Source organism: Pelovirga terrestris (assembly GCF_014773365.1).
In the GTDB taxonomy this organism is placed as follows: Bacteria; Desulfobacterota; Desulfuromonadia; order Desulfuromonadales; family Geopsychrobacteraceae; genus Pelovirga; species Pelovirga terrestris.
Genome location: NZ_JACWUN010000002.1, coordinates 187,764 through 199,634 on the forward strand (window position 1 = coordinate 187,764; position 11,871 = coordinate 199,634).

Annotated in this window: 14 protein-coding genes; 13 read left to right on the forward strand and 1 reads right to left on the reverse strand. The window is 49.0% G+C overall.

The genetic code is table 11. The features are described 5' to 3' along the window. Window positions 1-14 precede the first annotated feature (14 nt). The 6 genes from ICT70_RS02480 (at window position 15) to ICT70_RS02505 (ending at window position 5,811) form a co-directional block, all read left to right on the forward strand. Complete coding sequence (locus ICT70_RS02480; RefSeq protein ID WP_191153801.1) at window positions 15-839, forward strand: SDR family oxidoreductase; 825 nt, start codon at window positions 15-17, stop codon at window positions 837-839. Between the two features lie 82 nt (window positions 840-921). Continuing rightward, window positions 922-1,782 carry an HDOD domain-containing protein gene (locus ICT70_RS02485; protein WP_191153802.1) on the forward strand — a complete coding sequence of 287 codons (861 nt, stop codon included), beginning with the start codon at window positions 922-924 and terminating at the stop codon, window positions 1,780-1,782. Window positions 1,783-1,860: 78 nt separating this feature from the next. After that, entirely contained in the window at window positions 1,861-2,601 is a 741-nt protein-coding gene (locus ICT70_RS02490; protein ID WP_224746758.1) for a TlyA family RNA methyltransferase, read from the forward strand. A gap of 270 nt (window positions 2,602-2,871) precedes the next feature. Continuing rightward, window positions 2,872-3,219, forward strand: coding sequence for a histidine triad nucleotide-binding protein (locus ICT70_RS02495; protein WP_191153804.1), 348 nt, complete (start codon window positions 2,872-2,874; stop codon window positions 3,217-3,219). 75 nt (window positions 3,220-3,294) lie between these two features. Next, window positions 3,295-4,755, forward strand: coding sequence for an HD domain-containing protein (locus ICT70_RS02500; protein WP_224746759.1), 1,461 nt, complete (start codon window positions 3,295-3,297; stop codon window positions 4,753-4,755). A 3-nt stretch (window positions 4,756-4,758) separates the two neighbouring features. Next, window positions 4,759-5,811 (forward strand): polysaccharide deacetylase family protein, encoded by a 1,053-nt coding sequence (locus tag ICT70_RS02505; RefSeq protein ID WP_191153805.1) that lies wholly within the window; start codon window positions 4,759-4,761, stop codon window positions 5,809-5,811. Window positions 5,812-5,901: 90 nt separating this feature from the next. Here ICT70_RS02505 and ICT70_RS02510 read toward each other — a convergent pair whose 3' ends face one another. Next, complete coding sequence (locus ICT70_RS02510; RefSeq protein ID WP_191153806.1) at window positions 5,902-6,792, reverse strand: glucosaminidase domain-containing protein; 891 nt, start codon at window positions 6,790-6,792, stop codon at window positions 5,902-5,904. A gap of 200 nt (window positions 6,793-6,992) precedes the next feature. On the opposite strand from ICT70_RS02510, the gene ICT70_RS02515 reads away from it, so the two are divergent. The 7 genes from ICT70_RS02515 to ICT70_RS02545 all read left to right on the forward strand — a co-directional run bounded on the left by ICT70_RS02515 (window position 6,993) and on the right by ICT70_RS02545 (window position 11,447). Beyond that, window positions 6,993-7,412 (forward strand): secondary thiamine-phosphate synthase enzyme YjbQ, encoded by a 420-nt coding sequence (locus ICT70_RS02515; RefSeq protein ID WP_191153807.1) that lies wholly within the window; start codon window positions 6,993-6,995, stop codon window positions 7,410-7,412. An 85-nt stretch (window positions 7,413-7,497) separates the two neighbouring features. After that, a complete protein-coding gene (locus tag ICT70_RS02520; RefSeq protein ID WP_191153808.1) occupies window positions 7,498-7,662 on the forward strand; it encodes a hypothetical protein in 165 nt (54 codons plus the stop codon). 25 nt (window positions 7,663-7,687) lie between these two features. Further along, a complete protein-coding gene (locus ICT70_RS02525; protein WP_191153809.1) occupies window positions 7,688-8,185 on the forward strand; it encodes a ferritin family protein in 498 nt (165 codons plus the stop codon). 340 nt (window positions 8,186-8,525) lie between these two features. After that, complete coding sequence (locus ICT70_RS02530) at window positions 8,526-9,308, forward strand: PKD domain-containing protein (protein WP_191153810.1); 783 nt, start codon at window positions 8,526-8,528, stop codon at window positions 9,306-9,308. Between the two features lie 123 nt (window positions 9,309-9,431). Beyond that, window positions 9,432-9,956: a PEP-CTERM sorting domain-containing protein gene (locus ICT70_RS02535; protein ID WP_191153811.1), complete on the forward strand. Its 525-nt coding sequence runs from the start codon at window positions 9,432-9,434 to the stop codon at window positions 9,954-9,956. A 452-nt stretch (window positions 9,957-10,408) separates the two neighbouring features. After that, window positions 10,409-10,627 carry a hypothetical protein gene (locus tag ICT70_RS02540; RefSeq protein ID WP_191153812.1) on the forward strand — a complete coding sequence of 73 codons (219 nt, stop codon included), beginning with the start codon at window positions 10,409-10,411 and terminating at the stop codon, window positions 10,625-10,627. A 265-nt stretch (window positions 10,628-10,892) separates the two neighbouring features. After that, window positions 10,893-11,447, forward strand: a complete 555-nt coding sequence (locus tag ICT70_RS02545) for a PEP-CTERM sorting domain-containing protein (protein ID WP_191153813.1) — start codon at window positions 10,893-10,895, stop codon at window positions 11,445-11,447. The last annotated feature ends 424 nt before the right edge of the window (window positions 11,448-11,871 follow it).

The following is an 11,871-nucleotide window of genomic DNA, read 5'->3' on the forward strand; positions in this document are numbered from 1 at the left end:
TGGGGAGTGGAAAAATGGTACGTAGTCTGGCTGGAAAAACACTCTTTATTACCGGTGCCAGTCGTGGCATTGGCCTGGCGGTGGCACTTAAAGCGGCAGCCGATGGAGCTAACATTGTTGTGGCGGCCAAAACAACAGAAGCTCATCCTGAGCTGCCCGGCACAATCTATACCGCTGCAGAACAGATTGTCGCAGCCGGTGGCCAGGCTCTTCCGCTGGCTGTTGATATCCGTGATGAACACCAGCTGCAGGCTGCGGTGGCAAAAGCCGTTGAGACCTTTGGCGGCATCGACATCCTGATCAACAATGCCAGCGCCATCTTTCTGGCCGGCGTACAACAGACGCCGGTCAAGCGGTTTGACCTGATGCATCAGGTTAATGTGCGCGGCTCTTATCTGGCGGCCAGCTATTGCCTGCCGCACCTGCTCAAGTCACATAATCCTCATATCCTGTCATTTTCACCTCCTTTGAACCTTGATCCCCGTTGGTTTAAACATCACCCCGGTTACACCATGTCCAAGTACGCAATGAGCCTCGCGGTTATTGGCCTTGCCGCCGAATATGGCGAACAGGGCGTGGCTGTCAATGCCTTATGGCCCAGGACCGTCATCGCCACCGCCGCTCTGGCCATGTTGGGTGGTATGGTCAAACCTGAAAATTGTCGTACTCCGGAGATCATGGCCGATGCCGCCTGGTATCTGCTCACACGTGACAGTAGCCATGCCAGTGGTCGCTTTTTTATTGACGAAGAGGTATTGGGTGAAGAAGGTATCAGCGATTTTAGTACCTATGCGGTTGCTGCTGACCAGCCCCTGTGCCCCGATCTTTTTTTGGATTGATGATTAGATTAAAAGCGATGCATCTTTGCATGACTTCTGCTAGGATGACGCCCTTGTCAGTGTCAGGCTTAAGGAGAGGAAGATGAATACAGATTTCCAGACCGTCGTCCGATCGGTCCGTGATTTACCACCAATGCCGGCGGTTGCCAACAAGGTTCTGGAGCTTTTGGGCGATCCAAATGTCAACTATAGTAAACTAGGTGAAGCCATCTCCAGTGATCCGGCAGTGTCTGCGCGTCTGCTTAAGGTTGCCAACTCAGCCTTTTACAGTATGAAGCGTCAGATCAAAACGATCGATCACGCCATTGCCATCGTTGGTGAAAAAACCTTGCGCAGTCTGGTCCTGGCTGCCAGCCTCGAAGGAATCAGCAAATCCTACGGGTTGCTGGAAAAGCTGTTGTGGGAAGATGCCATGGGCTGTGCTATCGGCAGTCGTATCATCGCGCGCAAGTTTTCTTCCGCCGATCCGGAAGAAGCCTTTCTGGCCGGGCTGTTTCGCCACCTGGGAAAAATAGTGATGAATTACAGTGAGCCGGATAAATACCGTGCTCTGGTTGAGGCGGCTTACACTGAGGAGATGTCCCCCTCGGAAGTTGAAGCCCGTTTTTTTCCTTATGCCCACGAGGTGGTTGGTGCGGCAGTTTTGCACAAGTGGAATTTTAACCGCTCGTTGGTGATGACCGCACTGCATCATAAGGATCTGGCTATCTCGCCGGATGAGGAAGAAGATGCAGAGCAGATGCTGCGCCTGGCGGCAACCGTCAACCTGGCCGGTTTTGTCTGTATGAAGCTTGGCATTGGTCGTCGCCAGCCATTGGAAGATCTTGACGTGGCGCAATGTCCTGGTGCTATAGCGCTCAATCTTACGGCTGAACAGGTCGAGGGTGTGCTTGAGGAAATTGACGAAGTTTTTAATGAAAACCGCGAGTTTTTCATTGGTTAAATTATCGCCACCAATGTCAAGGAAATGGGGGAAGCAATATGCTTCCCTTTTTTTGTCCGGTTGGTTGCGGATCCTGTTATGAAAAAGCGTCTCGATGTGATGCTCGTAGAGCGTGGTTTGGCTGCATCGCGCGAACGTGCTCGCGCGTTAATTCTTGCCGGTCAGGTTGTGGTTGATGATCACCGGGTCGACAAGGCCGGCCAGCAGATTGATTCGCAGGCTGATATCCGCTTGAAAACCGGTGATATCCCTTATGTCTCCCGTGGCGGCCTGAAACTCGCTGGTGCCCTTGCCGCTTTTGACCTTCAGGTGGGTGGTCGTATCGCCCTGGACGTCGGTGCGTCCACCGGCGGCTTTACCGATTGTCTGCTGCAGCAGGGTGCCGTCAAGGTCTATGCTGTCGATGTGGGTTATAATCAACTGGCCTGGCAATTACGTGATGACCCCCGGGTGATCAACCTGGAACGTTGCAACATCAGGCACCTGCAACCAGAACAGTTGGCAGATATCCCCGAACTGGCGGTCATCGACGCGTCTTTTATTTCGCTTTCAAAGGTCTTGCCCTGCACCTTGAGCCTGTTGAGCCCTGAAGCTGACATTATCGCCCTGATCAAACCCCAGTTTGAGGTGGGTAAAGGGCAGGTGGGTAAGGGAGGGATTGTCCGGGATGGCGCACTCCACGACCAGGTGGTGGAGCGCATCCGGTTGCTCGCGCTTGATTTAGGTTGCTGCGTCAAAGGAATTATTGAGAGCCCGGTGCTTGGGTCAAAAGGGAATAAGGAATTTCTTATCCACCTGCAAAAAAAAATGCAACTGTAGCCAATGCGGCAATGTCAAATGATTAGCTGTTGTCGCCGGTTTTTGCTAAAATGCCGTGTTTGAAAGAATATCTTAAAAAATTGTATCTGTTCAGCACCGGGCCTTTGAATTCTCTGTCAAGGGACGCGATTGTTTCCCGTTGGGTCATCCATGACCGCTTGTTGTCGCCGTCCATGGCGACAAAAACCCTTGCCACAGGATCCAACGGTCCTGCACCAAGGGCAGCAGCTGAATAATCACAAAACACTATTGTCAGAATAGAGGTGATCCATGTCGTCTGATTGTCTGTTCTGTAAAATTGCTGCCGGGGATATACCGGCAACTGTCCGTTATCAGGATGATCTTGTTGTGGTGTTTGAAGATATCAACCCTCAGGCTCCGACCCATCTGCTCCTGATTCCACGCAAGCACATTCCAACTACCCTCGATCTGACCCCGGACGATAACGCGCTGGTGGGGCATGTTTTTCAGGTTGCCGCAAAAATGGCAACGGATCTAGGGTTTGCCGATGAGGGTTTCCGCATTGTCAACAACTGTAATCAGGCCGGTGGTCAAACCGTCTGGCATGTGCATTTTCACCTTCTTGGTCAACGGCAGCTGACCTGGCCTCCCGGTTAAGTTGTGTCCATCCATACCCTTCTGGATGAACATAATCTAAGTTTCCAGCCGGAAACTACATGAAGTTGGTAAAATATGATGATCATGGTTGATGAAAAAACAGAACAACGCTTGATGCATGACATTATGGAACTGCTGGTCACCCACTATGGCGCCGAGCTGACCGAAGATGTTCTAGATAGCGAAATTGCGCGCCTTGAGATGGCTCTTAGCGACGCCCGGGAATCCCATCGCGGACAGGTGCGCAAATCGGGCGAACCTTACATTTTTCACCCGTTACGAGTTTCTCATCTGGCGGCCCGGCATTGGATGGACTTCTCGTCGATTATCGCGGCGCTGCTCCATGACGTGGTGGAGGATACGCCGGTCACCCTGGAGCAGGTGCGGACCAAATATGGCGACGAGGTAGCTCATCTGGTCGATGGTTTGACCAAGGTCACCTCCGAATTAATGGGGCGTGACGATTTAAAAAAAGAAACCTACAAAAAAACCCTGCTGGTAGCCATCAGCGACATTCGGGTGTTGTGCCTGAAATTCTGGGATCGTATCGATAATCTGCAAACGATTGACGCATTACCTCTGCAAAAGCAAAAGTTGATTGCTGAGGAAACCCGAAGTGTTTATGTCCCTCTGGCGCGCCATCTGGGCATGGGTTATGTCGCCAATGAGCTGGAATCCCTGTCACATTCGCTGCTTTACCCCAAGCGCGCCAAACGCTATCAGCAGGTGATTGCTCAGCTGCAGGAAGATGCTGCAGGCTATTTACGCCAGATTCGTGGCAAGATTCATGTCGCCTGCGAAAAACAGAAATTATCGGTGGTGGTAAAGGACCGCTGGCGCCCCTTTACCGTCCCTGCAGCACAGGAGATGGGGCGAGGCTTTGGTGCCCTGTTTACCCTGGAAGTACACGTCGACCGGATGATGGATGCCTATCTGTTCCTCGGCCTTTTGCACAGTCTGTTTCCTCCGATTCCCGGCAAGCTGCGGGACCATTTGAATCAGACCTCACAGCATGGTTATCTGGCCATCAAAACCACGGTCCAGGCTGAAGAGCAGCGCATGCGCGTTGAAATTACTACGCGCAAACTGGCGCGTTTTAATCAGGCCGGGGTGCTGGCGCCCGGCTTCCGTTTCCGTCACGATAACTTCCGGGCCTTGATGAAATCCTTGATGGATGGTGAATCAGCCTTTGACACCGAATCTCTGAAACTGGCGTCGGCAACGATCCAGGTTTATACCCCGCAAGGGGAGGTGCGTAAGTTGCCGGAAGGCAGCAGCGTGCTGGATTTTGCTTTCGATATTCACGATTCAGTGGGCCTTCATGCCCGTCGTGGCCACATTAACGGACGCATCCGCCAGCTGAAAACCCGACTGCTGGATGGCGATCAGGTGATGGTTGAAACGTCGCAGGAACCTGAAGTGTTGCCCAAGTGGCTGGAGTGGGCGATAACCCCGCGAGCGCGCAACAGTATCCGCCGTTATCTGCGCAACAAGGTGCGGGCAGCGCAAACCGAAGCAACCAATGAAAAGGAGTAACTATTGGTCCGTTTAGTCATGATCTTTGTCGTCTTTTGTCTGCTGATTCCGGTTGTACTTAGTGCCGGTCAGGTCAATTCATTTATCTATCATCGTTTTGATGACGATCGTTACCCCTCGACCAACATTGCCGGTTCCATCTTCACCGAACAACTGGAGCATCTGCGGGAGCGTCATATTCCTGTGGTCTCTACCCAGGAGATTTCCGAACGGATTGCCCGCGGTGAGGCGTTGCCTGACCATGCAGCCATGATCACCGTTGATGATGCCTATCTGTCTTTTTATCAGGCCGGCATGCCGATTGTCCGTCAATTCGCGGTTCCGGTTTCCCTGTTTGTCAACACCGATGCGGTCGGAACCCCGGGTTATATGTCGTGGGATCAGATTCGTGAAGTGGCAGCACAGGGGGTCGAGATCGGCAATCATACCGCCAGCCATGCGTATCTGGTGGAAAAAATGGCGGGGGAAACCGATGCCCAGTGGCGCCGGCGTATTTATGACGACATATTATCAGCGCAGCAAGCCTTCGAACGTGAGCTTGGTTTTGCTCCGAATATCTTCGCCTACACCTATGGTGAATATTCAGCAGAAATTATTGATATTGTAAAGGAGCTCGGCTTTATTGCTGCCTACGGCCAGCAATCCGGAGTGATTCACCAGCAGCATGATCCTTTTACCTTGCCGCGCTTTCCCATGGGCGGTCCATTCGCGACCCTCGCTGATTTCAAGTCGAAGGTGGCAATGAAAGCGCTGGTGGTCGCTGAACAGCACCCCGTCAATCCGGTTATTTTCGCTCCCGACACTGCGCCGGTACTGGATTTGTCCCTGCCCGATATTGCCGGCAGTGCCAGTCAATTTAACTGCTTTGCCCAAGGGGGGAACCGCTGTAGTGTCACGGTCAATCAGGAGCGCGGTCCCGGTTGGTATCAGATCACGGCAGATGGGCCATTAAAGGGAAGACGTAACAAATACACCTTGACGCGGCAGGCACCGGAAGGGGGATGGCAATGGTTCAGTCAGCTCTGGATCAACGCCGACAATCCACCGCATAGATAAGACAGGTGTCCACCTAAAAACACGGAAATAACGAACGAAATCAAAGAAAATAGCCAAGGTTATTGCGTGGACCAGCAAGGATATTTCGGGCTATTCCTCTTTGCGCAGGTTGACGTTACTCAAGCGTTGCAGATTGTTTTGGCGGATCATCGCTTGAATTTCACGAATGTATTCTTCACCGCGAATGGAATAGTTCACCAGCCCCTCGGCTAACACCAGTCCGTCAGGATGCGTTTCACTGTTTTGATCTGCTCGCAAGTAGCGAAAGCTTTGATAGGCGTGGTGGGTGTTCAGGTTGTTGGCGTAGGATCGAACGGACTCATACAGATTGGGGAATTTGCGTACCTCATAAATCTCCCCTTCCGGGCGTCCCTCAGGGACAATTCCCTGTCCGGGAATAAAGGTCCATTGACCAAACAGGTTGTTGGCCGCCAGGCTGAAACGGGAGGTCCCCCAGGCCGATTCGTTGGCGGCTTGAGCCAGGGCAAGTTCGACCGGAATGATGTTCGCGCGGCGCAATAGAATCTCAATCGCCTGGTCAATGCCCTCCGCTTCCAGATTGACTTTATAACGGTCGGCGAGGGCGAGTAGAACGGTTGTCTGCTCCTGATCAAGAGCTCCGGTTGCGTCATATAGCTGTTGAATGGCTAACAACTGCTCGCGCTCAGCAAGAATTTCTTCATTGACCAGCAGGATCAGTGGCAGCATGATTTTAAAAAAGAACTGTTTGCGTGTTTTTGTCTCCGGGATGCGGTTTAAGTCTATCGGCATGCTATCGACGATCAGTGGCGGTACGCCATCATCAATCTGATCAAGTTGATAGTTGTAAAGCTTGAATGTTTCTTGCAGCCCCTGATATGATGGCACGCTCGTTTCGATCGCTTCCGTTCTCTGTGCAACCGGTTCGGTGTTGTCGCGGCAACTTGCCAGCAACAGCCCCAGCAGCAGGGTAATGAAGAGCAGGCTTGGTGTTTTCAACATAGCTGTCCTTTTTAAGTGGTGCTGGTTCGGCTATCTCTGCAATATTGCCAAGACACAGCCCCAGATAAACACGATGAAACGGTAACGTTTCTTGGCCATCGTGGGAAAAAACAGAAGGACTTTATACCCAAGCTGATCGATTTAGTCAATGCAGCCTCATCTTCCGCTATGATAGCGGGACCATCGAGGCAGGAGGCGACATGAAAACCTATCGCAAAGAACTGGTTTTTGAAATTCCCACCCGTCGTGCTTTTGTCAATATTACCGCTGAGGTTGTTGATTGTATTGAACAGAGTCGAATTAACGAGGGACTGTTACTGTGCAACGCCATGCACATTACCTCCAGTGTGTTTATCAATGACCATGAAGCGGGACTGCATCAGGATTTCGAAGAGTGGCTGGAGGGGTTAGCTCCCCATGCGCCGATCAGTCGCTATCGTCATAATGATACCGGCGAGGATAATGGTGATGCCCATCTCAAGAGAACCATCATGGGGCGTGAAGTCGTGGTTGCCATTACCGATGGCCGGCTCGATTTTGGTCCCTGGGAACAGATCTTCTATGGGGAGTTTGACGGCAGGCGACGTAAGCGGGTGCTGGTGAAAATTATTGGCGAGTAACCGCCATACCCATTGATTTAAATATGATATGCTGTGCCGGATGGAGTATGGGTTAGCGGGTGCTGGTTGCTATAAGTGAGACAACATGGAAACGATCAAAACAGCAAGCTTTGAATATTTGATCAGTCTGGCCAAGGAAAAACCCGAGGGCGGGTACCGCTTTGTTCTCGATGGTGCCGAGTATGACATTCAGGATGTGTTGGAGATTTCAGCCATTGCAACCAAACATGGCTACATTGTGATTTATTAAACCATACCTTGAAGGGAGGGAGTAAATGTCAGATTTTGTTGAAGAGGCCGGCGTTGAAAAAAATGTGTGTTACACCCTGGAAGTAGCGCTGGAAAAATCCATTGTGATGGAAGAGCGAGCCTTTCGTAATCTGCTGCATGCCGTCAGAATTGTCAAGGATCGTCAGGCAAAAGCGATTCTGCGGGACGCCGCCAAGGAGGAACTCGGTCATAAAAACTTGATCGAGAATGCCCTGCTTGAAGGGCATGATAAGAACGCTTCAATCATGACCGAACCATTATCAAGCATGAACCTTGATTATGTATATCAGCAGAAGGAGATTGCCCCTGACGCTGATGCCCGTGAATCACTGGCCTATGCCATTCACCTGGAAAAGCAGGCGGTCAAGTTTTATAAGGCTCTGATCGCCGGCTGCGAAGGCGCGCCAATGATGGACCTGTTCAAGCGCCTGATGGCTGATGAAACCCGCCACCTGCGGACGCTGGAAGACCTTTACGAGAAGATCTTTTTGACGGAGAATTAGGTAGTGGGTAGTGGGTAGCTCCCACTACCTAATTTCCGATATAAGAATAAAGGGTTCGGCTGCTACGGTCGGCCCTTTTTTTTGTGCGTCGTTGTTTTTTGTTCCCAATGCTCAGATGAAGCGGACCATTGACCCATCATATGCAGCAGAAAAGCCAAATATGATGGGTATCTTTGCTGGATTTTACTGAGCCCTCCCCCCGCAGTTCTCAATTTAATCAATACAATCATGTAGATAGCATGTCTCTCGGGGTGTCATCCGCGGTGGCATGTTCGTTGCGCATATGGAGTGTTGATATATCTCGCGGAATGGTTTGGCTTTTATATTTAGGGAGGTTTTGATGATGCCGCTACAGTGGAAAAAATTCATTCGGCAGATTTTGAGGTGTTCAGCTCTGGTTGTCAGTCTGTTGGCTCTTGTGGCCTGCGGTGGTGGTGGGGGCGGTGGGGGCGGTGGCAGTTCCAGTGATCCCAGTGTTCCTGCAACTGATTTTGTATCCATCGTCCCAACCGCAAATCCAGGACCAGATCAGTATGTTGAAACGGGGCAAATCGTTCAGCTTGACGCAAGCAGCAGCACCACCAGCCCAGTCGGCGGACTACTGACCTACAGCTGGGACATGAATTTGCCCGCCAACAGCAGCGCTGTTTTATTAACCCCTGAAGAAGTTACTTCTTCCTTTACCGCTGACGTAGATGGGGTCTATGAAATCTATTTGACCGTTTTTGATGATGCTACCGGGGTAGCATCAGATCCTGTAAAAACTATCATTATCAGTGAAAATAGTTACGTGTCATTATTTTCAATCGATGGCGATGGGAGCGCCTTATATGAATCGGCTGATGGAGTTTATTATCTTACTGGATCACAGTTTTATGCCACCATTACAAATGATTCGGAATTAACCTTCAGAATCACAAGAGCAGAACTTTATAATGGAACTGAAGTTATTTCATTCACAGAAAATCAGGATTTTCTAGGAGGTTCGGAGTTTTCACCAGCAGAAAGCTTGATAGGGGTTTTTGTTTTAAATAAGATGATAAAAAATGATGGTTTCGAATTTAGATACTATATATCGAGTCCTGATACATCAGAAACGTTTATTGTAAGGTATCTATACTGATATCGGAAAACAATAACTTAAATTTATTGTTTTGCTATGGTTGATCTAAATAAATCACATGCTAATTTAAATAAAATTAAAAATACCACTGTTTAAAAAGTACAACATGAACCGGAGGTCTATATGAAAAGAATTTTTTTAAGTTTGATGGTACTGTTGATTTTCAGTGTATCGGGAGCATTTGCTCTGAGTATCACTGATGATTACTATCTTGGGTCCATTGAGCGCAGTGATCCAGCAAGTCCTGCTAATGAAACGGCTTATGTAAATCAGCTCATCAGTATGGATGTCGATGCTCAATATTTAGAGCCGCTGAATCCTGTGTTCTCTCGTGTTTTCACTCGTTCAAGCAACGTGCTTGATCCTCTTCCTGAAGCAATTTTCTCTTACAAGGTAGAGCAACCCTTCGCCAGTTTGGGCTTTGTAGGCATGACCGCTGACTACATATTGGGAAAATATGCAACTATTTCTCACGTCTGGGTTGTTAGTGGGCTAAGTGCTTTTTTTCTTCCTGGCAATATTGACAGAGATCTATCGCACTACTCTGTGTTTAACAATACCCAGGCTGTCCCAGAGCCTGCAACCCTGTTGCTTTTAGGTGCAGGATTGGTAGGAATGGGCGTGTATCGTCGTAAGGTTAGCATTTAGGGTTAATTGTTTCTTCCATAGCGAGACCTAAGTCCCGGCCATATCGGCCGGGACTTTTTTTTGGGCTAATTCTTCCAGACTGGGGAATGCGAACCGTTCCAAAAGGGCGTAACCCGATATGTCCTTCACGATTGTTGTCTTTGTTTTCAATAGAACAGCGTAATATAGAGATCTATTTGCCTTATGTTTACTTTGATTTGTTTACCCCGGTATTTTTTTCTTATGTGCTGTTTTTACATCTCAAGATGTCTCCGTTCAGCAGAATAAATACTTATAAAATAAGATAAAATAACATTTATCGCTACAGCTAGAAAAAAAAACAAAAGACGATAAAACATCGTTTGCATAATTATTTTCTTTTTGATATGTTTATAACAACGTTATATCGCAAATGTTTATCGAGGTATGCAGGGGTAGGTACAACAGCGAGCTTAGGGTGTGTGGAGGCGGTCATGGACGTTCATTTGATCAAGGGTGTTTTTGCTGTATATGTGGTGGGCGTTGCGCTTATCCGCCTGCTGGATGACGAGGAACATTATTATCTGGCAGTGGTGAAAAAGGTCTGGGGGCGTAGCCAGGGGCTGACCCTCCACTTTATTGCCAATGTCTGTGTGCCAATGATTTTCGCTCTGGTTGCTTTTTCTCAGGGGTTCATCGCGATGGCGTCCTGATAGCGTTGCCGAAAAACTTTACAATCGTTAAAAAAAGGTCGCGGGTCCTGAAGGGTCGCGGCCTTTTTTGTCGGAAAAATTTACACTTTTGGCAAATCGACGCTTAATACCTATCCATTTTGGTTTTTTTCTGTCGGAAAATTTTACATTGTGAGTAGACGGTTGGCGAGAACGAGGTAAGTTCTTGTAAATACAGATAGTAAAATTTTGGCATGAGCTGTGCTTATGTATCTGATCAAACAATAACCAGGCACAGGAGGCCGATATGAAAAAGATTTTAGTTAGTTTAGTGGCGATGATGTTTTTGGTAGTTCCGATGGCATTTGGTTTGAGCATCTATCCCGGCCTTGAATTAGATAAGGGCCCTAACCCCGCTATTTCTCCTGATAATAGCAATAGTGGACTTAAAGATTATTTGTACAATAAATATGGGCTTGAGAATCCTCTTTATAAGAGCAATGTAGATGATGGTGAAGAAGGGCCTTTCATGGGCAGCTACAATACAGAATATTTTAATTCTCCGTCGGATCCTACTGAAGCAACAATCTCTTGGGTAGGGCCGTATATTGTAGAAGCACCAGCTTATCTGGTTGTTAAGGATGGTCGTAATTCCCCCTTTTGGTATCTGTTTGATTTGACATTTTTGGAATGGGATGGAACGGACGCTCTCGTATTAACCGGTTTTTGGTCTGATGGTAATGGTGCGATTTCCCACGTCGAATTATATGGAGCCAGATCAGAAGTCCCCGAGCCCGCAACCCTGCTTCTCTTCGGTGCCGGTATCGCTGGCCTGGCCCTGTATCGTCGTAAAAGAAGCTGATCTAAGCAGCAGCACATCATAACAACCTTAAAGCCCCGGCATAATGCCGGGGCTTTTTTGTCGGAAAATTTTACAGTGTTGGAGTCGCGGTTGTTGTCATCCCTCTTGACAAAGCTGGTGGCTCTTTTTTATTTTTTGGTGGGCTAGAAATTGAAAAAACTAGATTCTGCGACTACGCTTCGCTCCGCGCAGAATGACATCAGGGTGATGCTCCAATGACAAGCGTCTGTGTGTCATCCTGCGCGTAGTCGCAGGATCCAGATGGTTGGCGGGGTGAAGGAAGGGCGACGGACAGGGCGACGCATGCATCGTCCCTACCGGGTGTATGTTTTCAGCAAAAATATTCTGGATATGTTAGGCTCCCGCCTTCACTAATGGGATAAGTTCGATCAGAATGATGATCAAAATTTTCAAGGAGGATTGA